Source organism: Roseiconus lacunae (assembly GCF_008312935.1).
Classification (GTDB): domain Bacteria; phylum Planctomycetota; class Planctomycetia; order Pirellulales; family Pirellulaceae; genus Stieleria; species Stieleria lacunae.
This window is the reverse complement of sequence record NZ_VSZO01000079.1, coordinates 143,700-169,477: the sequence shown is the minus strand read 5'-3', so window position 1 is coordinate 169,477 and position 25,778 is coordinate 143,700. Positions and strand designations below refer to the sequence as shown.

Below are 25,778 nucleotides of genomic sequence, written 5' to 3'. Positions count from 1 at the left end.
CAACGCCCAGCGGCTGATGCAGCGTCCCCACTGATTTGGTCGAGACGAAACACCATACTTTTCTTGAATCAGATCTTGGTTCGTCGACAGCAGCGGAAATCCTGAAGCAGGAAAACCTGAAATTCAAGGCTGGACTGACGAATATCCAAGCGAGCCTAACCGAGGCGGCGTCGGTTAGCGTTTAGAATATTGAAATCTGTAGGCGGATCGAGAGAAACTGTTCTCAGTTGGCAGATGAATCTGAATCGATCTATTCAGAATGACCGGGTCATGGAAACCAACCACAGCAACGGCGATTCGCTGGTTCAAGTCACCGATGCGAACAACTTGGCGATCACCAGTCTGGCGAAACTGGACCATATCGTTTGGAAAGTGAACAGCTACCGAAGTGTCCTTGAAGGCGAATGAATCTTTGAGGTCGTTGATTGCCACCACTGCCGCTTAGCGAAATGGTATTACGAAAGAGACGGTCAGGCGTCCTTCGCCCATACGCCCTCATATCGGATGCTCGAAGCCCCACACGCAACTGTTCACCGATCCACAGAACGAGTCCTTGATTTGCTCAGTGCATCCATTTCAACGAACGACACAGCAATCGCAGAGTCGTTGGAAGAAATGGAAAAGGGAAGCGAGCAAGTACTGCAAGTTCTTGACCAGATCATCCTTCAAAACAAAGGTCACTGATCACGAATCGATTTGCCGCTGTTGTTGGAGTACAGCGAAGAAGTAGGGTTTAAAATCTTCGATGGTCGGCATTTTAGCATCCATGTTTTTGGCCGAGTCATCCCAGCTTCGCAAGACCAATGCCGCTTCGCAATGCGGCTCCGACTCAAAGGCCGCGAGTTCGTCTTTTGACATCTTGCCGCCTTGGTCGAGGTAGCTCTTATAAGATGTCGGCGAGAGTTGCTGTTCGTAGCTCGGGCGAGTCGTACAGAGATACCGTTTGGCGGCAACATGAAGCCGAACAGGGTCTGCAACGGCTGCACCGAAATTCTGTTCCAAAAACTGATAGCCAATTGTTTCATGGCTATCGTCATAGTCAGAAGCATCCGCCGTCGGTAGTGGCGTGTCCAGAAGTAGGTGTCCGATATCGTGCAACACCGCGGCGACCACCAATTCATCGGTTGCTTTTGAACTGCGTGCAAGATCTCCGCACTGCATCGCGTGTTCCAATTGTGTGACATCTTCACTTCCATAGCTTTCGGCGCCGCGGGTGGCAAAGACTTCGACGATTTGATCGACAATGGCGTGCATGGAATCGCTTGAGTTAAGAAGGAGGATCCGTGATCGATTGAAGAAACATTGGCGTTGAAAATAGCATTCAACGAAGATGCCTTGCAAGTCAATGCGGTGACATCGATCTCTCCCGACCGCAAAAGGGGGTCAGGACTCAATAGTGCGTAGCGTCCGTAGATCCGTTCCGGCTAATCGACTCATGACGCCTTTTCGTGACCTGAGTTTTTTGAGTCCTGACCCCTTTTTTCCGGTTTGGGACATGAATTCATTAACACGATCCTCATCGTTTCGATAGACAATTCAAACAGCTTGATAAGCGTTTCGAGAAGCTTGTTGATCAATAGCGCAATCCTCTCAACCGATCGCGCAACTCGCTTTCTTAGTGTCTTCCAATCCCGTTTACTGCTGCCCGCACGGCAAGCGTGAACATCTAACGATTGGTGTCGATCGCTCGTCAGTTAAACCGTGCACGTTCTTTCAGTCGTACGGAAGCTCTGCCAGCGGTATCAATCGCCCATCGTTATGAACAGACTCACCTTCTTATTTTCTTCATGCTTCGTTCTCTGCCTGATCGGCTGCGGGGATCCGCAGCTTCATCAAGTTACCGGAAAAGTAACTTTGGGTGGCAAGCCTTATCAGCGGCTACTTGTCTACATGCGCCCGATCGATGAGCAGGTCGACAAATTCCGCATGGGCGTCGGAGAAACAGATGCCAAAGGGGTGCTGACGTTACGTAGCAGTGCCGGTGACGGATTGGCATCGGGAAAGTATCGAGTTTCGTTTTCCTGCATGGTGCCCAAGGGGAACGACGAGATGGGGCTCAACCCAAACGAAAAGCACGATGACAACCCCAAACTGATCACCGAAGAATTGGTTCCGTTGCCGTACGCAAGTGATATCGACAGCCCGGTTGAATTTGAAATCGGAGGCAGCGATCCGAACGAATTCATTTTCGATATCCCAAGCGAATAGACACCCATTCACATTTAGTATCCAAGGAGTTGACGTTTCCACTTCTTCGAGTGACGAAACGTACCGGAACCATGAAAACCAAACGAACCAAAGATCGATCGGCATTCACGCTTGTGGAACTGTTAGTCGTGATCGCGATCATTGGAGTGATGGTCGGACTATTGCTGCCGGCCGTTCAGTCTGCTCGTGAGGCGAGCCGACGCATGCAATGCTCAAATAAACTCAAGCAAATCGGTCTCGCGACTCACAATTTTGAGTTGGTCCATAAGGGATTACCGATGCTCGGAGAAGCTCAAGAAGGCGGTCATTGGAGTGCCTTCATTCTCCCTTTCATCGAACAAGATGCGTTGTTCGAGCGTCTTTCATTCGGATCAATCAACTGGGCCGCCTCGGTCGCTCGCGATAGCGCGACGATCGCATCGGGCAATCCCGAAGAACGTCAAATCGCTGCCTGCGAATCAGTCGTCGGGCCATACAAATGCCCGTCTTCGGTGATGCAGGGCCCCGTCTTTGACGCCTCATGCTATTCGCCGCCGTGGTTTGTTTCCGCTCGCGAACCAGCGAATTACCTCGGCGTCGTAACCGGCATCCAGCCGAATGATTGGAAGCCACAGTTTGGTTGGGGACGCACTAATCGTCCGACTTGGGGCCCCGACCGCACGCCCACACTGCATCACAGTGAACTCGATGGGATGATCATTACCCGCCCGCCAGAAAAAGCTCGCATCAATCAAGGCGGCATGGCCGGTGCCAAATTCAGGGACGTGACCGATGGCTTGTCAAATACCTTGATGTACGGCGAAGCCGAGCCGGATTTCGTTCATAGCATCGAATCATCTCGCCAAGAAAACCAGAACACCGGACGCAAGGACCACTGGGCGATCGGAGGCGATGACTTCGACAACTGGGAGGGCACCGACTGGTCCGAGCAAGGCGGGTCAACGGCCGTCCCCATCAATTATCAACGCCCGACCGACATTCGCTTTAGTGATGCGTCTCCCGAATGGGCCGCATACGAAGTGAGCTTCGGAAGCAATCATCCCGGCGGCGCGAATTTCTGTGCCGGAGATGGATCTGTCCGAATGATTTCCGAAAGCATTGATGCGGAACTATTCAGTGCACTCGGATCGCGAAACGGGAACGAGGATGACGCTCACATGCCGGAGTAATCCACGGCTTGAATCCTCACCTCTCCCGTTGCCCCACTCACCATTCCGTGTCTCGAAGGTTTCCCATTATTTACTTTGGAGTATCAACTTATGAAACGCTTCCTCCCGAGGCGACGTGCTCTTGCGGCGTTGTTAGCTCTCCTGGGTGCATGCACTCTCCCGACTCAGTCTCAGCAAACACAAGCCGTCGAAATCTCGTTTGACGATTTCGAAGGTCTTACGATGCTGCCGTTTACAATCGACTATAGCTCGCCTTACTTCACCGACGGTACCGATTGGACCAAGAATTTTCCAACCGGATGGACGTTGGACAATTCAGGCAACACGTACAACAACGACACCATGCCGGGTGAATTTGACGGCTGGTCGCTGATGGACGTAGCCTCTTGGATCGGACATGCCGACGTGCAAGCCGGCCGAGACCGCTGCTTTTTCGGAAGCACCGATCGTAACATTGCTCTTGTTGCCGATCCTGACGAAGCGGACGACGGCGGGAACGCCGATCTAGGTAGCCCCGAAAACCCACTCTACAACTCGTACATCTCGCGTACCTACGACGTAAGCGGTCGTGACTTGGCGTCATTGATGGTCGACTTCGATTTCGACTTTGTCTGCGAAGATACCCAAACCGGCGTCGTCGACATCTCGTTCGATGGCGGGACGACTTGGCAGAACTTGCTGACGATCGACTCGACCGTCGACAGCGGCGCGATCAGCACCGAGCTCGGCGACCAAGGCAGCTTTGTCGCCGGAGTCGACTTCACATCGGATCTCGCCGCGACTCAGGTTGTCCTGCGTTTCGGGTGCATCAACGCAAGCAACGATTGGTGGTTCTGTGTCGACAACATCGGTCTGGCTGACCAAAACAGCGTGATCGCTTTTGAAGACTTCGAAGACACCACCGACATGCAGGCATTCGATGCGGTCAATGCCGGTCCCACCGAACCGTTCGATCCATCCGACGGAACTGACTATACGAAAGACATCCCAAACTGGGTGATCTACAACGACGGGACTCCGGACCTGCCGCTGAAGAAAATGTATTACACCAGCCAGGAAGACGCTTTCCAGGGCTGGTCTGCCGTTGATGCGTTGTCTTGGTTTGACCAACAAGGCGACCAACAACGTGGCTTCTTCAACTTCCCCGCTCGAAACACCATTCTTCTCTGCGACGGGGACGCTCACGAAGACAACCTGGTCGGCGACGAAGATGCTCCTCCGGAAGGCGAAAAGCAGTTCAACTCGTTCATCGAACGCACGTTCGACATGAGTGGCTACGACAACACCACACTGCAAATCGAATTCATGTGGGAGTCACGATTGTACGCCTCACAACGGGCCGTCGCACAGGTCTCGTTCGACTACGGGACAACCTGGACCACGATTCTGGATGTTGACTCTGATCGGTTGAACCTCGACGGCGACGGCCTGCCCGAAGATGCAGCCTACGAAGCCACTCTCTACGACTTCCTTTTCAACGACAACAACGGCAACGGCTACGTCGACGCGGATGGTGAGGACGTCGTGAACACATTCGTCGGCCCACAACAATTCGTATTCGGAAATGCATCGAGTGCTTTGCCGGCATCAAAGAGTAACACGCTAAAGCTCCGTTTCGGATGCTTGGACACCGGCAATGACTGGTGGTTCGCAGTCGACGATGTCCGTGTCAGTGCCGACACCCAAACCTACGTGATGGGCGATTCGACTGGTGACGGAAACGTTGACTTCAGCGACATCGACGGATTCGCAAATGCACTTTTCGGTGCGGCTCCGTATGACGCGCGATTCGATTTCAAAGCCGACGGAGTCATCAACTTTGACGACATCGACGGATTCGCCGCAGAACTTTTTAACTAATTTGCCAACCCAATCTAGGAGTCTTTGTTATGAAAACGTTGTTCTTCGCTTTGACGATGCTGGTCATCGCCCCCGCAGTCGTTCGCGCCGAGATCTTTATCGGTCTTGATTTAGCTGACGCCCAATCTGGAACGGAACTGAACCTCAATCTGGGAACCAGTTCGACATTAGAAATCTGGATGAGCGGCGCGGTCGATCAAAATATTCGAGCCCTCTCGATCAATCTAAACAGTGACAACGTCGGGATTGTCAATTCATCGAATTTACTGTTCGACGAATTGACAACCCGTTGGCCGCTGAACAACGCGACGGCGGATTGGACTGGGCAATCGGCAACTGGATTGTTGATTGACAATGCACAAGGCGCAACGCTCGGTTCGTTTGCCGGCACCGGAGTAACTTTCACCGCCGCATCGCCCGCGGTTCGCTTAGGCACGATCGATATCTCAGCCGACACGGTCGGTTCGACCAATTTGGCATTCAGCCCCGGAAGCAACGGCGTCAACGATGCGACCGGTGGGATCACAGGTTTCGCGGTCGGCGGACGTTCGCTGAACGTTTTAGACGTCACCGCAATTCCCGAGCCTTCATCGTTCGCCGCATTGGGGACGCTGGCAATGGCAGGGTTGGTAACCCGCCGTCGTCGACGTTAACAGTTCAGACCTGAGGTAGTTTCCACTTCTCCCCTGGCGAAGTACGTATTGTCGGGGGAGAAGCGGGGCTATCACCAACTGGCATCACCGAACGCATGAGAATTGCGATACGTACTCGGTGAGCATCCCAGATTACGTTTAAAAAAACGCGTGAATGCAGACGTCGAAGAAAAGCCGGTTCGCTTGGCGATGTCTTCCAAAAAAAGATCGGTATCGCACAGCAATTGCTTGGCCACTCGAATCTTGGATTCATCGATCACGGCCGAAGGCGTCTTGTCGGTGAACTTAGAGAACTTCATTTCCAACGTTCGTCGCGAGACGTCCATCTCACTGGCAAGTTTTGTCGCATTGATACCGCTAGCTAAGTGATGATCGATCAATTTCAAACACTGCTGCAAAAATTCGTCGTAAAACGCAACAACATTCGACGACTCTCGCTCGATCACGTCGATCGGAGGGACGAGTTGATTCGAATGAGTCGCTTGCTGACCCGAGATCACCCCTTCCAACATCCGTGCCGCTTCGAAACCAACCCCTTGAGGATTCTGGTAAACACCGGAAATCGGGATCGGCGAAAGCGCGGCGGAGAGTTCGTCGTATTCGCAAGTCACCAACGAAACTTCATTGGGAACGGACACTCCCAACGAATGACAAATTGAAATCAAGATACGTGCCTGATCGGTTGACCATGTAATGATTCCGATCGGCTTTGGTAAATGCTTAATCCACTCGGAAAGACGATGGCGCAAACACGATTGATAGTCTTTCTGACTTGGGAACTCAAACGTGATCAAGTCGGCCCCCAGTCGCCTCCGGATCGCATCATAAAGCTCGGAAGTATAACCTTGCCAATGTGGTACCCCGACGTAACCAAAGAACTCATGCTGCTTCGACGCGATGTAGTCGGCAGCCAATTCGCCACACCGAGTTGGGTCGGCTACCACACTAATCAATTCATCGTACTGCAACCCTCGCCACGAAACATTGACCGCCGGAATTCCCGAATCGCGAATCGTTTGCCAAAGCGAATCACTGGTACTGCGGAACAAAATCCCTTCGCCGTGCCAGCCCTCGGGAAGCGGAACTTCGCCCTTCGGAAAAAGCAAACCATTGATCGAGGTCGCCGGATACAGAAAATCCCAACCACCGTGTTGCCGGCTATATGCCGAAGCTCCCAAAATAATTCCGCGGCTGAAGTTGTTCGCGGCCTGGATCAAAACTGCGATCCGGTACGGTGGCTTGAACCAACTTTTACCAGGCGATGGTAAAGTCGGCGAAGTGATCATGCTCATGTGTTACGTTTCCAAACGCATCAACGGAAGGTCAGACCAGATTTGTGAATCAGAGCGCGCGGCAAACGCTGCGATGACAATTAACGAGCATCAACCGCTCCATCGTCGGGCATGTCGACACATGCAACCGTACCTAGAATGCTCCGTGTCAGGCGCGTTCTGGCAATCATTGCGTCTGTCGGAAGCAGCCTGTGGCTCTTATTCGGGTGCGCCAAAGTAAATCAGGTCGACGTAACCGTTTGCCTTGGACAATATCAAGAATTCATGAATATTGGTTGAGGACGATTTTGTTGACTGCCCCATCATGTCAAAAGCGGCAAGAAATGACGACATAATCAGAGCTAATCCAGTAAAAAATGCCGCAACAACAATCGGCGATAAAAGCATCCAAATTCAGTCAACCGATCGGTTAACATTTCCTACGCTCACATTCGCCAACGCATCGATAGCTCACGTTCGTCAATGACAATTTGCATTCGGACTGCAACATCAATCGCCCATGAACTTTCAATTTTTCTTTGCCAAGCTGACTTCGAGAGCCACTGTGTTCGCCGTGTGCCTCTGGAGCACTGCTTGCTTTTCAATCTCTCCAAGTCATGCCCAGCAATCCGTGGACATGTCTTCGCAGATGACGTACGAAGTTCGCCCCGGGGTGCGTTTTCTGACACCTACCACGGCAGAGTTTCGCTGGGAATCCAACTTGCCGGGACAATCAGTCGTTGCATATGGAACGACACGAAAACTTGGGGAGATCGCGATTTCGGATGCGAGCGGCACGTTTCATGAAGTCGTGATCGACGACCTAAAACCAGGAAAGACCTATTGGTATCGATTCGGCACCAATCAGGACGGACGCCGTCTGTTCAGCGAGTTCTATGAACTTGAAGGAAAGCTGAACTACACGCCGCCCCAGATCGAGACTCAGCATGGAGGCAATCCGCTGGCGTCTGAAATCATCAACGCAGCGATCCCACAATTGCGACAGCGTGGTGGCTATGCAGTTGTCTCTGGAGATCTTGATCCGGTGATCGCCGAAATGATCGCCGCCCAAACTCAGATGACGGTGATCGTACTCGCGAGTGATTCCGATCAGAAACAGACACTGCGACACCGCTGGTACAAACAAGACTTGTACGGCATCCGGCTATCGGTCCAAGAGAGAGAGACCGTGCCGGCAGAGTTCGCCAATTTGATTGTCGTCCCTGCGAACGAATTCACTTTCCATTCAACCCTGATCGCGCCTCTGGGAGAAGCGATCACAATTGGTAAAACCCCCGGTGACGATGAATTTCAGTGGAAAAAGCTTTCCGAAAATCTCTCATTTGGAACCCGATCCCAGCCCCCCGAGCTTGCCGCTTGGGGACATCAGTATGGATCGATTGCCAACGCGTCTTATTCGGGTGAAGATCTGGGCGGAGTTGACGACACGGCAAATTTGAAAGTCAAATGGATCGGTAAACCCGGCGCGGACTTTGGGATCGACCGAAATCCACGGATGCCGGCCCCCCTTGCCGTTGGCGGTCGTCTTTTCCATCAAGGTATGAATCGGATGATCGCGTTAGATGCGTTCAACGGCGCTGTCCTTTGGTCACTCGAAATACCTGATCTTAGGCGAGTCAATATTCCCCGCGATGCCGCTAACTGGTGTGCCGACGAAAGAACAGTCTATGCGGCGGTCAAAGAGATGCTCTGGGAAATTGACGCGGCGACCGGTGAAATGAGACGCACGCTGACGTTGCCCGAGCAGTTTCAAGGCACCTGCGAATGGGGTTATGTCGGTGTGACCGATGAATTTGTGATCGGGACACCGGTCAAAGAAGGCAGCACGTACACAAATTTTTGGGACAAAGCATCTTGGTACGACGGCAAAGACGACGCCGCAACTGCCAAGGTCTGTGGCAACGCGGTCGTCGCCTATGACAAAGAATATGGCAGCATCGCGTGGGAGCATCCCGCCGACGCGGTGGTCAATTCAACAATCACCGTTCATGGATCGCACGTTTATTTCGTCCAGGTCGATGACCCGGCGTTGAAGAAGCTAAGCACGGGAAAACTTGTCAACGCGAAGATTTGGAATGCGGCATCAGTGGTCTGCCTGGACTTGAAAACCGGCAAGCAACTTTGGAAAGCGAAGGTACCGCCACAGGATCACGAAGCGATTGTCAGCTTTGGAATCGCTGACGAAGATCAGTTCGTGCTTCAAACATCTGGGAAGAATCAATTTCACTTCGCTTCCTTCGACGCGAATTCCGGTAGCTCACGCTGGAATCAATCTGCCCAATGGCCGGAAGATCATCATGGTGCGCACGTTCAACACGCGGTGCTGATGAAAGGTAAATTGATGGTGCAACCACACATTATTGATGCGGTTGATGGCACAATTTTAAAGTCGGGAACTTTGGGAAAACGCCGCGGCTGTGCGACACCCATCGGTGCCGGCAACTCGATCATCTACCGAGGAGGGTCGGGGCCGTTGACGCTCTGGTCACTCGATAGCGACACGACGAGCGAATTCGCTCGGCTGCGTCCGAGTTGTTGGCTCAGCACCGTACCAGCTCAGGGCATGTTATTTTCTCCCGAGGGTGGTGGCGGATGCTCGTGCGGTGGCTGGATGGAAACTTCGATCGGGTTCGCACCGGTCACGAACGTACCGGTCACGAACAAAGGAGACGTGCAATGAAATCCGATGATTTAAAATGCGTCCTGTTACTCATGGTTGGCATCGTTGCCTTGAATGGTGTCACATCGAGTGTCGCCGAAGATTGGTCGACGTATCGCCACGATGTTCGCCGTAGCGGCGTGACGAAAGAAACCTTGCGTTTTCCATTGCGACAATCGTGGATCATGAAGTCTGCCGTCGTCCCACAAACCGCATGGACTGGACCAGCGAAATGGGATGCGTACTCTGGAAACAGTGGATTGCAGTCGATGCGAAACTTCGACCCCTGTTTTTATGTCACGGCGTCGCAAGGGATTCTCTATTTCGGATCATCTGCCGATGATGCGGTCCACGCGATCGAGATTAAATCAGGGACCGAACGTTGGGTTTACTTTACAGAGTCGGCCGTTCGGTTTCCGCCGACGATCGCCGAAGGCCGTGTGTTTTTCGGCTCCGATGACGGTTTTGTCTACTGTTGTGACCAATTCACCGGTGAGCTTGTTTGGAAGCGATGTGCGTCTCCTCGCAATCGCTATGTGACGAGTAACCGAAAGATCATCTCGATGTGGCCGGTTCGAACCGGTGTGGTTGTCGAAGACGGTCGCGCGATCTTCGGTGGCTCTCTGGTTCCCTGGGAGCCGTCGTACCTTTGGAAGGTCAACTCACAGGACGGCGGTACCGAGCTTGACGACTGTTTCCAGTCAACCGCGGAAGGCGTGACGCTACAGGGCGCATTGCTCACGTCATCGGATCGAATCTATGTGCCTCAGGGACGGGCGGCACCACTTTCATTCGACCGACAAGACGGAACGATGGAAGGTGCGATCGGCGAAGCCGGCGGAGTCTTTTGTGTGTTGACCGAAGATGAAATGCTGCTCGCAGGCCCTCAAAACCAGAAATCGTCGGACACACAGTTACGGCTCGCCGATGGCGAAAATCGAGAGCGTTTGGCGACATTTAGCGGAACGAATCGAATCCTGCTAGAAGGTGACCAAGCGTGGATCCCGACTGGTGGTAAACTCAAGCTGCTTGCCCGCTCGGCATACGTCGATGCGCAGATCAAAGCAAACCAAAGTCTTGCCATCATCGAAAAGGGAAAACGCAAGAAAGACGAGATCGAACCGAGTGTCCTCGAGAAGGCGTCGGCCGACTACAAAGCCGCCAAATCCGCCGAAAACGCTGCGTGGAAATGGGAAGTCGATTGCCCCGCACCGAAAGGATTCATTAAAGCTGGTGACGTGATCGTTGCCGGGCTCGACCATGAAGTCCGCGCTTACTCGGCTAAGTCTGGCAAATTGGTCTGGCAACATGCCGTCGAAGGTATCGCCCATGGACTGGCCGTCGCCGATGGTCACCTGTTTGTCAGTACCGGACTTGGGCACATCTACGCTTTCGGGGCAAACAATTGACACGAGTTCGTTGGATCATCTCCCTTTCTCTGGTCGCATGCCTATCTGCGCCGGTGGCGGTTTGGGCGTGCAAGATTCCGGTATTCCGATACGCTTTGGAGCGATGGCCGGCAGACGACTATCAACTTGTAGCGATTGTTGATGGCGATCTGACAGGAGCTCCCAAAAAGGCATTCGAAGAACTACAGCAACTCGAAAATTCGAAGGCTAACGTCGCCACCGAGGTCATCGATCTATCAACCCTCAGCGAAGCGGAACTGTGGTCACTGGAAGGCATCGATGACACGGGTGAAGTGCCGATGTTACAAGCCTTTTACCCAGGCCAAAAGAAACTGTGCTGGAAAGGACCGCTAACCGTCCAGAACGTTCGCCGATGGATCCATTCACCACTGCGGACCGAAATCGTCAACGATCTTAGCGAAGGTGTCTCAGTGGTTTGGTTGCTCGTCGAAGGCGATGATGCAGACGAAAACCTACGTCTAAAACGTCGATTGGATGAGACGTTGCGGCGGGCCGAATCAAGTGTCACTTTGCCTGACGGAGTGATTCGCCGAAAAGATGCCTCCAAGGCACTAGCAGAGGTTCCAGGCGCGTCGATGGATGATGTTCTGCGCTGTGACATTCCCCTGTTGGTTAAATTCAATAGCCGAGTGCTTGCCAAAGACGATCCCAATGAAATCGCGTTCAATGCGATGATTGCCGGGATTGCCAGGGAGCAACATCCGCCGTTTTTTGTTCCAATCTTCGGACGTGGGAGAATGATCGAACCGCTGCCAGCGGCTCAGCTTGACGATGACGCAATCCTAAAAGCTTGCCACTATCTATTCGGAGAATGTAGCTGTAGCGTCAAGGCGCTTAATCCAGGTATCGATATCCTTCTGGCAGCCGATTGGATCGAAACGCTGGGCGATCATGTCGTGGTTTCCGATCCCATTGAAAATACTGAGCCGCAGTTGATCACAATCCCACCGGGAAAAACACCAACGAAATCGGACGAAACGGTGACGTGTGAACCATCCCAAACACATTCACATGGGCAGGTTCAATCGGTTCGCCAAGAAAACAAAATTGCTGACCGACGAACATCCGGGACGCATTGGTGGGTCGTCAGCGGTGGATTTGTTGCGACAATCGCGATTGCATTTTCGCTTTCGTTGTGGAAGCGGCAGTGAGGACCTATCGAAAATGCACTGTGAGCCGAACGTACCAGATCGGCTACCGTGAATGATTTCCGCGCCGGTGACATCAATTGTCGACTAAGCCTTGCATCGTGAACTTTGAAACCATCAACGTATTTTGCAAGTTTCCTTGCGGGCTTTCCGATGGCTTTTGCATCAGATTCGGCAACGTGATTGATTTGAAGTAGGAAAGGTTGGGACCTTGTCCTAGCTCATCGATTCTTTCTTGGATCGACTGGCCGCGTTTGGTCATCAAGACACCAGGGATGTTACTCGACGATCGCGTCCAAACTTCTTTGCCATTGGCATGAATCGTGACGTTCGAAGTGAACTTATTGGCGACGTAGGATCCGCGGGCAATGTAGGATATGGCTTCCTGTTCCGGCCCCGAGACCGATGCTTTGATCTCAATCGCGGCAGAAGGTTTCAACAGGTATCCTGCGCGCTTGATCGATTCCTCCAGGTTGTCTTTCACGGAAGCGTGGTATTGTTCCGGCACTCCGGAAACATCGAGCGAGACTTCTACCCCGGGGTAGATCAGGAAAACGGAAGGGTCGTCCATCGCCTGCTTCAGAACAGCTTCGGCCTTGGGATGCGGCATCGAAGTGGGAACCAAAAGGCCACCTTTGTCAGTTAACAAGCCGATAAATTCAGTTCCGCCTTCACAGCAAATCACTGCGGCATCCTTGTAGTCACAGACTCGGATTCGCGATGGAATGTGAACGAGTAAATGGTTGTCCAGCAGGGCAAAACCTTCCGCCGGATAGCCGAGTCCCCTCGGAGACAACGGTGAGTTACCGGCCGTTTCATAATCATCGACCGTTTCCCCGTTGGACAAATCAATCACGCGCAATTGATTGACAAAGGTGATCATCATCCGATCGCCGGATTCATTCAATCGAATCTTCGTCCATCCCAAACGTGGTTTTTCAGTCAGCGTCAATTGTCCCCGCACGGTTCCTGAACTGGGGTCAAGATGCAACAGTTGATGATCTTGATAAACAAACAATTGCTTTCGATCAGTGGTCAACGTGATCGCATGATGACTCGGAAGTCGCATGTGCCAACTTGCACGCAACGTGCGGATATCGAAGCATGCGAGGTGTCCGCTATCGGCAAGAATCAGAACACGATTGTCTTGGATCGGTATAGCTTGACGAACATTGGCATTGGTCGTCTTACCAAATGACTTCTTCTCATCAGGAAAAGGAATCCAACTCTGTGATCGCGTGACTTCCAGTCCATCGATCGTCCAAAGCTGCAGCTGATCGCCGGTTTCATACTCATCTCGGTCCGATCCGGTTCCCTGCATCAAAATTGTCTGCCCGTCGTTTAAGACGGCTAGCGGTGACATATTCCCAGTCACCAAACCCGAATTGACCGAACGCCCCGTTTTCAAATCGATCAACGAGACGCGACTTTGGTGCGTCGGCGTACTGAAGGTCCAGGTGTAGCCTGCTACGGCAGAAGCGGCGAGTGGATTGATTTCGACTCGACGCATCCCCTCGAAGAAATTGTTCTTCTTGGGCAGCATCGCTTGCTTGGGTTCGAACGGTAGCCGGTTGCTCTTCGGTGGCGTGTAATTCCAGGACTGGTTATTGAAACCTACGCCGACGGTTTTGATATTGTCCCACTCGTTGACGGGCGGATGATCCCAACCTGAAGATCCGGTGGACCGGCGCGGGGGTCGACTACGATTGGCGACCGGCGATGTAGGCTGACCTTCGGCGGGAACCTCATCGACCATCTCGAATGGATTCTCTAATTCAGTCAAAAATTGCCGATCGATTTCGCTCAGTCGCTGCAGCGGGACTTTGACAGTTTTCCCGTCCGTCCGCTTCAAATAGACGTCGCTCCCTTTCACTTCGATCAATGTCGCCTGCAATTTGAAACGGCCTGACGTATCTGACCATGTACGCGTTTCATCGGCGATGGCAATCGAATTCCAATTTTCGGCCGAAAGGTAAAAAGCTGCAGCGATAAAAGCCAGTGAACGAACAGAACGGAATGAAACCATGTTGATTTGACCTCAACACCGAAAATGAACGGCTTCGGAAATAAGAAAAGTCGGGCAACGATGTTTGCAAACAAATTCTGCCCAGAGAAGACCGACGTTCAATTGTTGAACGATTTAACAGTGTATCGAAACTGTGATTACGCGTTCAACGAAATTCTTATTCTTCGTGACGGAATACGTCGACGTAGCAGTGCTGCGGCGTGGCATCGGAACCGAATGAGCGAAATTTGACGGCGTCGTACTGTTGTGCCCAGTCAGCATCACGCCCTTCCCAAGAGAGCAGCAAGTAGTCGTATTCGATCGCATCGTCGCCCCAGAAGAGTTCTCGCTCGGCGCACAAACGGGTTGGTCGACCACTAAGGTAGATGTCAAAGACGTAACTTAAATCTGAGTAACACAACGCGTCCTCGGGGATTTCCGAAAGCACATTGGCGATGAAGCGTGAAGCGTTGTAGCGTGGATCATTCCAGTGAGTCACGTAGACGTGCCAACTTCGCAAGCCCCCGCCGGGCAGCAGCAGAACCAGAACGCCGATGCAAAAAGCGAATTGAGTCAGTTTGAATGAAGCCGGCGAAAGCCGTCGCCGAATGACCTCACTCAGTTCCCCCAAAGCGATCGCCCCAAGGACGATCGACCAGACAAACGCATACGCCCAGTAAAGCTGGATCGGATGCAAACCCGCAGCGGTCGCGGTCAGATAGACTGCCGCCCAGGCATTAAGTGGCAACAGCCAACGCACCGGTACGGAATTTCGGCGTGAGCGAAAGACCAACAGCGTGCCAAGTACCAAAGCGATGCCAAACAGGGTCAACTGCAACGACCCTAAAAGCTCGTACAGGATTCGAGAGTGGTGGATGAGCGATGGAATTGGCCATGTGAGTCTGGAAAACAGTCCTGGACCTGCCCGGTCTAGAACGTTAGTCACGAACTGGGCGCGGAACTCATAAGGAAACATCACGATGTACGGCAACCATGGCGAGATACCAAGCACCGATCCGATCGCAAAGACGCACCAGCGACGAAGCACCTTGCGAAATCCACCCCGGATGATCAAGATCACCAACGCGGATTGCATCGCAAACACGATGCCTAGCGGATGGCATAATGCAGCGAAGCCACAAAATACCCCCGCGACACTCACCGACCTAAGTTGATTGTCTGGCAGTGGCTTGGATCTCGTTTCAGACATCTGGTCTTCTGACTCAGCCCGAGCCTGATGGGCCACTTTCACGATCCGATCTGCGCATAACAATCCAAACAGGATACACAGGGCGTCGGGGCGCGAAGTGATCCCGGCGAAAAGCAATGGGCGAGAGAGTGCGACGACGAGGGACGCGAATCCGGCGATGCTCCGATCACCCCCGAAACGTCTCACCAGAGAATAGGTGACAACGATCGTTGCGAGTGCGGCGAGTAACGATGGCAAACGAGCGGTTGGATAGCCAGCTTGAAAGACCGCAAAAAAGGGAGCTTGTGCCAGCGCTAAACCTGGCGGTAGCGTCATCAAGCAAACATCGGCGTTCTCAAAAAACGAATCGCGAATTCGTGAGGGTACATACGGGATCCTGGGCACACCTTCTTCCCAAAGCGTGTATCCCGGAACTGCGAACCAATGCTCATCTTGGATGCCCGATTGATGCGTGATCAGTGGGATTCGCAGCACGAGAAAGAGTGTGATCGCGACGATCAACCACGCATTGCATTTTCGGATCACGGTGAATCTAGGGCGAGTAATTGTGGTGGAGGAATGAAACGGAGATCACAGATTACAAGGCGATTGCCCCGCTTCAATCCCCACCATCGATTTGTCGCCGGGGACCTGACGCGTCACCACATCATGACCGCGGTGTCACCTGAAGACCAATTCAGGTACAGCCGAATCCTCAGAATATATCGGCGTCCGCGAACCAGGCGAATTGTAATCTTTGCGTTTAGATCGGTCCCGCTGTCATCGTCACCGGCGACGAATTCCATCTCGCCATCAACGTCTTCGAATAGGACCATCACAACATCAGATCGACCAAACGTTTGAATCGTGAATTCGTCCGAACGTGTTGGCTCAATGACGAAGTCTTTTTGTTCGCCTGGAGCGATCGACAAAAACTCAAGCTCAAAAGGCTCTAAATTCTTGTAGCGTGGAGGTTTGTCAGGATAGAACTTTCTCGCCTGCTCTTTGTCAGCCTCCGTCAAACCGTCTGACGGGTTCAACCCAACGCGATACTCCGCCGGTTCGAGAATCAAGCCTGCCGCGAAGCTATAGTGCATGATCGAGTTTGGATCCCACTGGGAACCTTCGACCTCTGAAGGGCCGAGTTTTCTTAGCACGTTGTGGAACGTTTGTTGTCGCGACCAATAGTTTGGCGCCCCGGCAAAGTAGTCGTAGACCGCCTCTTCATTCCAAACAATGCCCGCGAATGGATTCTGATGCTCATGGGGAAATCCCAACGTGTGACCGATTTCATGGACCGGCGTATCCACTCCACCGCCGCGTGGATCTAATGTTAAATCCCAACCGAAATTCATCGTCCGTTCATGTCGTCCGGGAATGTCAATGACGTCTCGTCCTACGTACGACCAAGCTCCGTCGCCACGCTTAAAACCGATTCGGACATTTGCGTCATCGATGTTCGTGACTTCTTCGAATTCGATTCCGATCCCGACATCTTCCCAAACTTGAAATCCTTGACGAACAAGATCCACATTGCTGGCATCTCCTTTCAGCGGAGCATCCTCGAAAAAGTAATACTTCAAGCGTGTTCCGTTGACCCATTTCTTTCCAATGTAGCGAATCAACCCTTCGCGATACGGTGATACATTCGAACTGAAGATCCGTTCGGGAACGGCGGGCAAGGTGCACGACCCAACTCCTTCTGCCCGATCACCGCTACTGCCGGTGACAGTTGACGAGCCACCGCCGGCGCCGATTCGGTGGGCGACCTCTAACTTGTCCAAACGACGCAAAATTTGACTCAATTGAGACTGCACCGACTGCGATTTTTCAGCCATCACTGATTCTCCCAAAAGCCATGAAGCGAAGACCAACCACGGGCGGGCAACGACCAGCCCTTCAGGATGGTACCAAGGCCCTCCTGTCGGCGGGAAGCAAATTTTTGAAGCGACACGGATTCTTTGTGATATCTCCCCCTGGGTGCCCGGGAAAGTGTCCATCCACGTTTACCGAAAGACGGGATTTACTTCACGGTCTTCCGGGAGGGGCGAGCTGCGTACGCGGGAAGGTGAATTCGCGATTTCAAGACATCTCTTCAACTGGGCACAGACGACTGACGTTTTGCCGAATTAACGATTGTCGATGACGGACCTGGATAGTGAAGCGACATTTCCGAATGAACGCCTGGTTGGCGACACGGCAGGTACGTCAATGAATCTGTCAGACCATCACCAGCGACAGCCCTCGACACTCGCCCAAAGCATCCGGCACCGCGATGAAACTTACCCTCTACTCTCTTTTGCTTCTTACCATGTCCGTTCCTCAGGTATTTGCCCAAAATCATGCCGATACACTTGCCGAGCAGCTTCAAGCGACGGCGAAAAATTCAGTCAAACGGATGCCCGCCGAAATGATCCGCACCATGCAAGATGCGGTTGAAACGGTGCGGCAGTCAGAGATCGAATCGAAGGCCAAGCAGGTTGGCGACCAGGCCATCGATGCCGAACTGAAAAACTGGAAAGACGAATCGGTGCGACTGAGTGACCTTTGGAAAAATGGCCCGATTGTCTTGATGTGGTACCGCGGTGGTTGGTGCCCCTACTGCAATATCCAGCTCCGAGCGATGCAACAGAAACTTCAGGCAATCGAAGGCGCCGGCGCACAGTTAGTTGTGCTGACCCCCGAGATTCCTGAAAAGGCCAAAGAGACAGCGAGCAAGAATGATCTGGCGTTCGTTTCCTTGTTCGATTCCAACAACGACGTCGCCCGGAAGTACGGGTTGGTTTTCAAACTTCCCGACCCAATCGTCCCGATCTATCGAGACCGTTTGAAATTGAACGAGTTCAACGACAATGATGCGATGGAATTGCCGCTTTCGGCGACCTACGTCATTGATACCGATGGAGTGATCCGCTACGCATTCTTAGATGCAGACTACAAAAAGCGAGCGGAACCTTCAGTCGTCGTCGACGAAATTTTGAAACTGACGACACCGAAGCGGTAACGATCAATACCAGGCCACGACTCGATCGTTACGATGTCGGTATTCGCAGCCGGTTCGAAGAACAGAGCGATTGGAACCACTGCCGCCCTAAAGGTTGTCTTGCCCGGTGAAGTTGGTCACCAAGGCTCGCAGCTTGCGACGCAGGACACTGTAACTAAAGAAAGCCTTTCCGATTTCATAGTTGAAGTCGACCATTGACTCGCGGTAGTCACGATCATCGATGATGCGTTGAACCTTGGCGACGACATCCTTGGTCAGATACCCTTGCATCGCAATGACTTTGGCACCCTTTGGTTCGATATCGGCGACATAGATCGAATAGCGATTAACCAAAACCGGCTTGCGGAAGTAAAACGCTTCTAGCAGAGCGTTGCCAAAGCCTTCGTAGAGGCTGGGGTAGGTGATGAAATCGGCTTGGGAATAAGCGTCGGCGAGCGTATAAATTTTGCTGCCGTCATCGTTATAGCCGCGTTTGTCACCGACTTGCTTGTCGCACAGAAGCAGGTGGACGCCGCTTGATTCGGCAAGATCCTTCAGTGCGGCCAAATACTCGTTTCCTTCGTCGCCGCTAGCATGCGAGATAACCAGCTTGCATTTGTCGTTCTTCAGCGCCGCGACCAAACTGATCGAGTGTTCGATCCCTTTGCGAGGAACAACGCGAGTTGGTTGAAGGAACAGGATATCATCGTCTTCAAGGCCGATGTCTTGTCGAAATCCACGTGCGTAATCATCTGCCTCTTCGGGTTCGTTTTCGAAGTCCAACACATTTGGGACAAGGATGGACGAAACGCCACGGCGGTGCGCCAAGTCTTCCTGGGCAAACGAATTGATCGTCACATTTTGAATCTGTGGTAATGCCGGCGGAAACGCGGTCCATAGCATGTCGGTCACCGCCGAAACACTAAATCGATCCCGTTCCCAATAAAAATCGTGGTGATGAGCGATCGTCGGGAATCCGGTTTCGGCGATGAAGTGCGTCAGCGCCACGCCGAGCGGGATGTTCATCGGAATACACAGGGCGTTTTGAACGATCAGTAGATCCAGGTCGTAGCGCCGCGTGAATTCGTAGAGGGTTCCTTTAAGATAATCCGCGAGTGCATAGATCCGCCGTGTCACATCGGGGGTTCGCGTCCTTGTTCCGAAAGCGCGACGATTGATCCATTCAATATCGGGATGACCGAAATAAGCGTGGGGCACGACCATCGAGGTATCCCGATCGCGATCGCTCAATCCCGAATACCAATGGCTCACATGGCGGTGATCCCACAACACCTGCGCCCACTTCGCACTTTCAAGCGAAACACCATCGGTCCCGGCGAATCGAGTCCCGACAAATCCGATTTGAACACCCATATCTCGTCAATTTTTTAGGCAATACGTAGGCGGCGCGTCCGGCAAAGGCCGATCCTCACTCGGCCGATTAAACGCAGCGTGATAATTCTTGCAAGTCCGTTAAAACAATATTTTGGGTCAGTCCGGTGACGCGACTATCGTCATCCCGTGGGCGACAACTTCGACTATCCCCTGTAAACCACGCCGTTTTCAAGCCCGCCGTCGCGGCAGCCCAGATATCGTTCAAACGGTCGTTTCCGACGTAAACCGCCTCGCCGGGATCGATTTGTAGGCCCGAAAGCCTGTCACACAATACGTCAAACAAACACACGTCCGGCTTGGCATGACGATAGCGGTATGAAAACACGCACAAGTCGAGGTCAAATACCGAATTGCCGCCAAAGTCCCCCGCAATTTCTTCGATTAGTGGCAATGTGAATCCCTGAGCGTTGCTAACGATTCCCAGATGAAGCCCACGACCGTGCAATTCGGCCAACAGTGATTTGGCGTTCGGCATGGGCCAAGTCGGGTTGGCGCGAGCTTCGTATTCGGCCGCCAATCGGTGCAACGATGTGACCGAATCAACGGCGACGCCGCATTCGACCAGTGTGGACCGCCAGACATCGACTATGTCCACCTCCGGCTTCGTACACGATTCACTCAACCGACTCTCGTTACTGATTTGAATTTGTCGATGAAGGTCTTCGATCGTTGGCTGACGCCCGGCCGAACAATCAATCCCCGCCGCCTTGAACGCCTCGTCGAAAAACGTTCCACGATCTGTTGCGTCGGCAGAGCCGACATCGCCGCTGCCGCTGATGACTAACGTCCCGTAAACATCAAATATCACGGCGCGAATGCCATCGAGATGCTGTAGTTGTGCCGAATAATCGGTCGGGATCGGATCGATCGGTTGACGGTGATCCAAGACGGGTTGATACCAAGGATGTCCCATTAAGCGATCTCCGATTCAACACGACATGGAAAAAATGGACGTGACCGATTGATCAGGGTTGCCAGCGATTGATCGGAGTGTGAAGCGTGTAGGAACGATTCGGATCCTGATGAATCACCGAACCGTTGATAGACTCGCACGAGACGTTGTGCGGTCGCCTCGATCGAATACGCGTGCCCGATCTGATCGTGATTGCGTTCTAGCTGCTGGTCGGCAAATGGTGTTGAGATCGAACGCCCCAGCACCGGGTTTGCCGCCCGGATTTCGTCTTCGAAGCCTTTGTCTGCGTCCATTCGTCGTAAGACTTCGATTTGCCGTTTGGGTATTAATCGCGCGAAATCAATGTGGTGAGTAGCGATTGCGCGATCTGATTCCGACGTCGATGCCCCGACAAACTGATCACCAAACCGGTCACGAATCGGTTTCCAGGCGTTTCGATAGGCTTCGCCCGATTCTTGAAGACACTCGGTGACCCATGCGGCCGATCCGGGAATCTCCACTGCGTCATAGAGACGATCAAGATCCACGCCCGCACGTTGAAAATCATCGGTTACGTGAGACAGCCGCCGCGCGACCACCCCACGTCTTGCCAACCACGGTTCCAAGAAAGCCATGCCAAATCCTTCTGCCGCACTGGTCGACAAGACAAAGGAGCAGGCCGCCAAGTTGTCGACAAATGAAACACCGGGAATGATGCCCGCATCAAATACCGCCCGTGGTGCGAAGCGATCGGCGACCGCTTTCCATCGCTCGTAAGATGCGAGTTCAATCGGCGTCGTCGGTGGCAGAGTTAGCCCGGAATGCAAACCTTCCGGCATTAGACGTGAAAGCAGCAAGAACTCGCCTACGTTTTTTCGGCGGATACCGCGTACCGGATAAACACACCACGTCGCTTCACTGGGAAGAGCGGCGGCCGATAGAAGCTTCTTCCTTGCCTCTTCACGCCCCATCATCGAATGAATATCCAACGCAACCCCGTTAGGTAAGACATCGATCGAGTTGGCTTCCACACCAATTTGTGAAAGCAAGGTCGCGTCGCCGGAGGTTAACGTGGCATAACGGATCGAGGCCGCAACGGGGAACAGGAATCGGTTGACACTCGCCGGTCCGGGCAACTCGTGTTCGTTCGTTTTGCCTGCTGGGTTCGCATAGCCAGCGTCCATCGCCGCTTGAATCAACCTGCCATAGTTTTCCGGACGAAAATCTTCGGCGAAGTCGTGGATCTGAAGTACCTGTCGGTAACCAAATCGGTTTGCCAGAACACCGATGGCGATCGGAATGGCGACATTTTTCCCTAACGAATGGTTATGCCAATGAAGGACCGATCGATCGGGGACCCAGCCGATGCCGCTGAGCGATGCATGAATCAATTTGGCGAGTTCCAATCCGCGCGACAGTAAGTCGCTTTCAAGAGTCCCCCCGGCCTGCGTTTGCATGACACTGTCATAATCGAGTCCTTCGATGCGACGAACATCCGCGTGCGTCTCGGTCGACGCCGATAGCCCTTCGTTTCGGCCACCGGATAACAAGCAAATGTTGGCCGTGCCGTGCCGAACGAGTGCCGCAACCTGGTTTTCGACGACCTGAGTTACCCCGCCGCGTCGAAAGTGGCAATGGAGAAAAGCGACGTTGGGAATAGACACGAAATCCGTTCGATACGACAAAAAGGAAGCGAGCGGCGGAACGTCAACGTGGTTGGTTCGGCAAGTTAGTAGCGACCTTCCCGTTGCTACCGTAGTTATCGACTTCGTTGACCGACAGGTCCGAAGAATAATGATCCGTCTTGACGATCACAATGTCACCACCCTCGTCTTCTTCTACCGCGGCGCCGTGGTGGCGTGTCAATTCCAACGTCGCGAGGAACCAACCAATGACGGCCGACTTGTGTAGCCCCATGTCAACCAGGTCCATCAACGGCACCCGCGGATTCGATGAAAGGTGCTGGTGAATACGCTTCATGTAAACGTGGATCGGCGTATCATCGTAAATCACTTCGGTCGGCGGCGGGCCGGCGGATTCGCGCATGATCCGTCCGAAGGCGCTGACCAAATCCCAAATCTCCAAATCGGCAATCGGTTGATCGCCTGGATCGATGCGACGCTTGGGCAAATCATCGGAAAGACGGGGGTAGCGCATTTGCCAACGATGGGCCATTTCGTCGAGTACCGACGCCGCATCGCGGATCTCCTTGTACTGTAGAAGACGTTCGACCAATTCGGACTGCGGGTCGTCGAGCTGCTCGGTCTGTGGCTCCTCCTCTTCGACCGTCTTCGGAAGCACCATCTGACTTTTCAGCTCGACGAGTGTGCTGGCCAGGTCCAAAAAATCGCCGATGTCGGTCAGATCGAGCTCTTGCAGTAGCTCAAGGTACTCGCCGTATTGATCGATCACCTTGGCAAGCGATAACTCGGACAGACTTACTTCCTGCCGTCGCGCCAAATAAAGCAACAGGTCCATCGGCCCGTTGTATGTCGCCAATTGAACTCGAAAGGTCATGCAAGGCCGATGGCAAGGAGTCGAACGATCGCGGGCGTGTTTCAACGATCTGTAAAATACTGGGTAGCCGCATGGTGTTGGCTACGGTTTCCGTTCAGCGACAGAGTTTACGGACCGAGCTCACGCCCTCGGCTGATCGGCTGCGCGTTTGGTCTCAACAGTGAACCAACGCCATGTGGGAACCATGAGATCTGATTTTAGTTCATCACCCACGAGGCATTATACGCTAACGGGGCGCGACCGTCTCCAATTGCGAGCGAGGCCGCCCTAGACAGCCAGTTGGACGACGTCCTTCGGCCCCGGCCCCCCGTTCGCCTCGATCGCTTGCCTCTCCAAATCCTCGTCAACGAGGTTGTAGAAAACGTCGCGCTGACGAGGCTGGAAGCCCAACTCTTCGATCGCTTCGCGGATCTGAAGTAGCGACAGAAAGTGCACCGTGCCCGCCTCGGCGACCACGTTTTCTTCCAGCATCAAACTCCCCATGTCGTTAGCACCGTAGAGCATGGCGAGTTGTCCCATTTTCAAGCCCTGTGTCACCCAGCTGCTTTGGATATTGGGGACGTTATCAAGAAACAATCGCGAGACGGCTTGTGTTTTCAGATACTCAAACGACCCTGCCGCAGGGATATCACTCAAATCAGTGTTTTCGGGCTGGAAGGTCCAACAAATGAACGCCGTAAATCCAGCCGTCTCGTCTTGAAGGTCTCGCACCCGTTGCAAGTGTTCGACACGTTCGGCCAGCGTTTCAACGTGTCCAAACATCATCGTCGCGGTGCTGATGCCACCGAGCTTGTGCCAGACGCGCATCACGTTCAGCCAATCGTCGCTCATCACTTTGCCGCGGGTCAGTTCGTGGCGAACGCGATCGACCAGGATTTCGGCGCCCCCACCGGGAATACTTCCCAACCCTGCCTCTTTAAGCCGGGCGAGTACCTCCTCAATCGGGAGTTTGTTGACTTTCGTAAAGTGGTGCAGCTCTGGGGGGCTAAAACCGTGAATGTTGACCATCGGAAAGCGAGACTTGATGTCCCGCAACATCTCTTCGTACCAGTCCAACTTGTACTTGGGATGCAAACCACCTTGGAGCAAGATCTGATTGCCACCGACGGCAACGGTCTCCTCGATTTTCTTGAACAGCTCTTCGCGAGGCAGAACGTAGCCTTCATCGCTTTTTGGACCACGGTAGAACGCACAAAAATTGCAAACGGCGGTGCAGACGTTGGTGTAGTTGATGTTCCGATCGACGTTGTACGTTCGGTACGGTTCGGGATGCATTCGCCGCGAGACCTGATCGGCAGCCGAGCCGATCGCCGCTAAATCACGACTTTCGAGCAATTGGTGGGCTTCCTCACCGCTAATGCGTTCTCCGGCAACAGCCTTTTCCAAAATGTCCGTGATCATCACTGCACTCAATCGTTGGTTCAAACAAGTTTGACGCTGAGGCAGACTTGCGTCCGCCCCAGTATGATTTTCCAGCCGTTGTGCTCGCCAGGGCGCGAGAAATCGCGTCTGGCAACAGTGTCGACTGGAAAACAAAGGTAAGGCGAAAGACTAGCCGACTGTGCGGCCGTCACTGATCAGTCCCAGTTCTTCGCAGCCCTGACGAAAGCTGGCCAGACCGGCGCGTTCTTTCGGCCCCAAGGTAAAGTGTAAGTTCTCTGCAAAATATCGATATAGGTCTTCGGTTGTCAGGCCGTGCGATGCGGCGTACTGCCGCGCAATCGTCTCCGACGCCTCCAGGCCTCGATCCCGACAGGATTCCAAAATCGGGACGAGGTAATTGACGTCCACCCCCGGTCGCGCAATCCACATCGCGAACACAAAGGGAAGCTCGGTGTGTCGGCACCATCGATCGCCAAGATCCCAGATTTCTTCGTACAATCCCGTCTCCGGGCGCATCGCGCGGTCACCAATGATCAACACCGCGTCGGCATCGGCAGCTTCGGGTGGCTGCTCGATCGGCAAGATCGTTGTCTGAGGTCGAATCTTGTGTAGTTGCCAAAGCAAAACTCGCACGAGCGCGGCGCTCGTGCGGCTCCCCTCGTCGAGCGCCAGGGTGCGAATTTCACTGACGGGTACCCGACTAACCAATCGTACGCTCCAAACGGGTCCGCGACACGCGATGACGGCGTCTGAAATGATTTGATAATGATCAGAAGTGGTGTGCCGCGCAAGTCCTCGAAAGTACTCGACCGAGGGGATCAACGCGACATCTAACTCTCCATGATCGAGCTGTTCGGCGAGCCTGCTGGGCAAATTCAGCGAGAGTGTATCGCCCTCCGGCAGTGCGTCGCGCAAACCGTGAATCAACGGTTTGGTATTCAGGTAAGAAACTGCACCGATGCGGGTCATCCGACTGCCTGGTTTACGAAAGGCGA

21 protein-coding genes are annotated in these 25,778 nt (G+C 53.3%); 10 read left to right on the top strand and 11 right to left on the bottom strand.

The annotated features are described in order from the left end of the window. Window positions 1–234 precede the first annotated feature (234 nt). Window positions 235–408 carry a hypothetical protein gene (locus tag FYC48_RS28030; protein WP_160149778.1) on the top strand — a complete coding sequence of 58 codons (174 nt, stop codon included), beginning with the start codon at window positions 235–237 and terminating at the stop codon, window positions 406–408. Continuing rightward, window positions 409–684, top strand: a complete 276-nt coding sequence (locus FYC48_RS28885; protein ID WP_149499958.1) for a CZB domain-containing protein — start codon at window positions 409–411, stop codon at window positions 682–684. Here FYC48_RS28885 and FYC48_RS26260 read toward each other — a convergent pair whose 3' ends face one another. Continuing rightward, window positions 685–1,254 (bottom strand): HD domain-containing protein, encoded by a 570-nt coding sequence (locus FYC48_RS26260; protein ID WP_149499769.1) that lies wholly within the window; start codon window positions 1,252–1,254, stop codon window positions 685–687. Window positions 1,255–1,758: 504 nt separating this feature from the next. Here FYC48_RS26260 and FYC48_RS26255 point away from each other — a divergent pair. From FYC48_RS26255 to FYC48_RS26240, 4 genes are all read left to right on the top strand, one after another. Beyond that, entirely contained in the window at window positions 1,759–2,208 is a 450-nt protein-coding gene (locus FYC48_RS26255; protein WP_149499768.1) for a hypothetical protein, read from the top strand. Between the two features lie 71 nt (window positions 2,209–2,279). Next, window positions 2,280–3,377: a DUF1559 domain-containing protein gene (locus FYC48_RS26250; protein ID WP_149499767.1), complete on the top strand. Its 1,098-nt coding sequence runs from the start codon at window positions 2,280–2,282 to the stop codon at window positions 3,375–3,377. Between the two features lie 90 nt (window positions 3,378–3,467). Beyond that, window positions 3,468–5,237, top strand: a complete 1,770-nt coding sequence (locus FYC48_RS26245; RefSeq protein WP_160149777.1) for a hypothetical protein — start codon at window positions 3,468–3,470, stop codon at window positions 5,235–5,237. Between the two features lie 29 nt (window positions 5,238–5,266). Further along, complete coding sequence (locus FYC48_RS26240) at window positions 5,267–5,890, top strand: PEP-CTERM sorting domain-containing protein (protein ID WP_149499765.1); 624 nt, start codon at window positions 5,267–5,269, stop codon at window positions 5,888–5,890. 71 nt (window positions 5,891–5,961) lie between these two features. Here FYC48_RS26240 and FYC48_RS26235 read toward each other — a convergent pair whose 3' ends face one another. Then, window positions 5,962–7,182 carry a substrate-binding domain-containing protein gene (locus tag FYC48_RS26235; RefSeq protein ID WP_149499764.1) on the bottom strand — a complete coding sequence of 407 codons (1,221 nt, stop codon included), beginning with the start codon at window positions 7,180–7,182 and terminating at the stop codon, window positions 5,962–5,964. Between the two features lie 616 nt (window positions 7,183–7,798). Here FYC48_RS26235 and FYC48_RS26230 point away from each other — a divergent pair. Genes FYC48_RS26230 through FYC48_RS26220 form a run of 3 tightly spaced genes read left to right on the top strand, consistent with a single transcriptional unit; the run spans window position 7,799 to window position 12,422 of the window. Further along, window positions 7,799–9,862, top strand: coding sequence for an outer membrane protein assembly factor BamB family protein (locus FYC48_RS26230; protein WP_160149776.1), 2,064 nt, complete (start codon window positions 7,799–7,801; stop codon window positions 9,860–9,862). Next, window positions 9,859–11,250 carry an outer membrane protein assembly factor BamB family protein gene (locus tag FYC48_RS26225; protein ID WP_160149775.1) on the top strand — a complete coding sequence of 464 codons (1,392 nt, stop codon included), beginning with the start codon at window positions 9,859–9,861 and terminating at the stop codon, window positions 11,248–11,250. The genes FYC48_RS26230 and FYC48_RS26225 overlap by 4 nt, the downstream gene beginning before the upstream one ends. After that, window positions 11,247–12,422: a hypothetical protein gene (locus FYC48_RS26220; protein WP_149499761.1), complete on the top strand. Its 1,176-nt coding sequence runs from the start codon at window positions 11,247–11,249 to the stop codon at window positions 12,420–12,422. The genes FYC48_RS26225 and FYC48_RS26220 overlap by 4 nt, the downstream gene beginning before the upstream one ends. A gap of 73 nt (window positions 12,423–12,495) precedes the next feature. Here the strand turns inward: FYC48_RS26220 and FYC48_RS26215 are convergent, their stop codons facing one another. From FYC48_RS26215 to FYC48_RS26205, 3 genes are all read right to left on the bottom strand, one after another. Beyond that, on the bottom strand, window positions 12,496–14,445 hold the full coding sequence (locus FYC48_RS26215) for an SHD1 domain-containing protein (protein ID WP_149499760.1): 1,950 nt from the start codon (window positions 14,443–14,445) through the stop codon (window positions 12,496–12,498). Window positions 14,446–14,602: 157 nt separating this feature from the next. After that, a complete protein-coding gene (locus tag FYC48_RS26210; RefSeq protein WP_149499759.1) occupies window positions 14,603–16,159 on the bottom strand; it encodes an ArnT family glycosyltransferase in 1,557 nt (518 codons plus the stop codon). Between the two features lie 113 nt (window positions 16,160–16,272). Next, window positions 16,273–17,451 carry a M12 family metallopeptidase gene (locus tag FYC48_RS26205; protein WP_149499758.1) on the bottom strand — a complete coding sequence of 393 codons (1,179 nt, stop codon included), beginning with the start codon at window positions 17,449–17,451 and terminating at the stop codon, window positions 16,273–16,275. A 473-nt stretch (window positions 17,452–17,924) separates the two neighbouring features. On the opposite strand from FYC48_RS26205, the gene FYC48_RS26200 reads away from it, so the two are divergent. Next, a complete protein-coding gene (locus FYC48_RS26200) occupies window positions 17,925–18,617 on the top strand; it encodes a peroxiredoxin-like family protein (RefSeq protein ID WP_235034447.1) in 693 nt (230 codons plus the stop codon). 87 nt (window positions 18,618–18,704) lie between these two features. On the opposite strand, the gene FYC48_RS26195 is transcribed toward FYC48_RS26200, so the two are convergent. From FYC48_RS26195 to FYC48_RS26170, 6 genes are all read right to left on the bottom strand, one after another. After that, window positions 18,705–19,970: a glycosyltransferase family 4 protein gene (locus FYC48_RS26195; protein WP_149499756.1), complete on the bottom strand. Its 1,266-nt coding sequence runs from the start codon at window positions 19,968–19,970 to the stop codon at window positions 18,705–18,707. A gap of 67 nt (window positions 19,971–20,037) precedes the next feature. Further along, window positions 20,038–20,904 carry an HAD family hydrolase gene (locus FYC48_RS26190; RefSeq protein ID WP_149499755.1) on the bottom strand — a complete coding sequence of 289 codons (867 nt, stop codon included), beginning with the start codon at window positions 20,902–20,904 and terminating at the stop codon, window positions 20,038–20,040. After that, window positions 20,904–22,547 (bottom strand): glycosyltransferase family protein, encoded by a 1,644-nt coding sequence (locus FYC48_RS26185; protein WP_149499754.1) that lies wholly within the window; start codon window positions 22,545–22,547, stop codon window positions 20,904–20,906. The genes FYC48_RS26190 and FYC48_RS26185 overlap by 1 nt, the downstream gene beginning before the upstream one ends. Window positions 22,548–22,590: 43 nt before the next feature. Beyond that, a complete protein-coding gene (locus tag FYC48_RS26180; RefSeq protein ID WP_149499753.1) occupies window positions 22,591–23,400 on the bottom strand; it encodes a segregation and condensation protein A in 810 nt (269 codons plus the stop codon). Between the two features lie 267 nt (window positions 23,401–23,667). Then, a complete protein-coding gene (gene mqnC, locus FYC48_RS26175) occupies window positions 23,668–24,825 on the bottom strand; it encodes a cyclic dehypoxanthinyl futalosine synthase (protein ID WP_149499752.1) in 1,158 nt (385 codons plus the stop codon). 126 nt (window positions 24,826–24,951) lie between these two features. Continuing rightward, window positions 24,952–25,752: a menaquinone biosynthetic enzyme MqnA/MqnD family protein gene (locus tag FYC48_RS26170; protein WP_149499751.1), complete on the bottom strand. Its 801-nt coding sequence runs from the start codon at window positions 25,750–25,752 to the stop codon at window positions 24,952–24,954. Window positions 25,753–25,778: the final 26 nt, after the last annotated feature.

Bases quoted from the DNA above. Each gene is read 5' to 3' on its own strand.
- FYC48_RS28030 (WP_160149778.1), top strand. From the start codon at position 235: ATGAATCTGAATCGATCTATTCAGAATGACCGGGTCATGGAAACCAAC.
- FYC48_RS26260 (WP_149499769.1), bottom strand. From the start codon at position 1,254: ATGCACGCCATTGTCGATCAAATCGTCGAAGTCTTTGCCACCCGCGGC.
- FYC48_RS26255 (WP_149499768.1), top strand. From the start codon at position 1,759: ATGAACAGACTCACCTTCTTATTTTCTTCATGCTTCGTTCTCTGCCTG.
- FYC48_RS26250 (WP_149499767.1), top strand. From the start codon at position 2,280: ATGAAAACCAAACGAACCAAAGATCGATCGGCATTCACGCTTGTGGAA.
- FYC48_RS26245 (WP_160149777.1), top strand. From the start codon at position 3,468: ATGAAACGCTTCCTCCCGAGGCGACGTGCTCTTGCGGCGTTGTTAGCT.
- FYC48_RS26240 (WP_149499765.1), top strand. From the start codon at position 5,267: ATGAAAACGTTGTTCTTCGCTTTGACGATGCTGGTCATCGCCCCCGCA.
- FYC48_RS26235 (WP_149499764.1), bottom strand. From the start codon at position 7,182: ATGAGCATGATCACTTCGCCGACTTTACCATCGCCTGGTAAAAGTTGG.
- FYC48_RS26230 (WP_160149776.1), top strand. From the start codon at position 7,799: ATGTCTTCGCAGATGACGTACGAAGTTCGCCCCGGGGTGCGTTTTCTG.
- FYC48_RS26225 (WP_160149775.1), top strand. From the start codon at position 9,859: ATGAAATCCGATGATTTAAAATGCGTCCTGTTACTCATGGTTGGCATC.
- FYC48_RS26215 (WP_149499760.1), bottom strand. From the start codon at position 14,445: ATGGTTTCATTCCGTTCTGTTCGTTCACTGGCTTTTATCGCTGCAGCT.
- FYC48_RS26205 (WP_149499758.1), bottom strand. From the start codon at position 17,451: ATGGCTGAAAAATCGCAGTCGGTGCAGTCTCAATTGAGTCAAATTTTG.
- FYC48_RS26200 (WP_235034447.1), top strand. From the start codon at position 17,925: ATGTCCGTTCCTCAGGTATTTGCCCAAAATCATGCCGATACACTTGCC.
- FYC48_RS26195 (WP_149499756.1), bottom strand. From the start codon at position 19,970: ATGGGTGTTCAAATCGGATTTGTCGGGACTCGATTCGCCGGGACCGAT.
- FYC48_RS26190 (WP_149499755.1), bottom strand. From the start codon at position 20,904: ATGGGACATCCTTGGTATCAACCCGTCTTGGATCACCGTCAACCGATC.
- FYC48_RS26180 (WP_149499753.1), bottom strand. From the start codon at position 23,400: ATGACCTTTCGAGTTCAATTGGCGACATACAACGGGCCGATGGACCTG.
- FYC48_RS26170 (WP_149499751.1), bottom strand. From the start codon at position 25,752: ATGACCCGCATCGGTGCAGTTTCTTACCTGAATACCAAACCGTTGATT.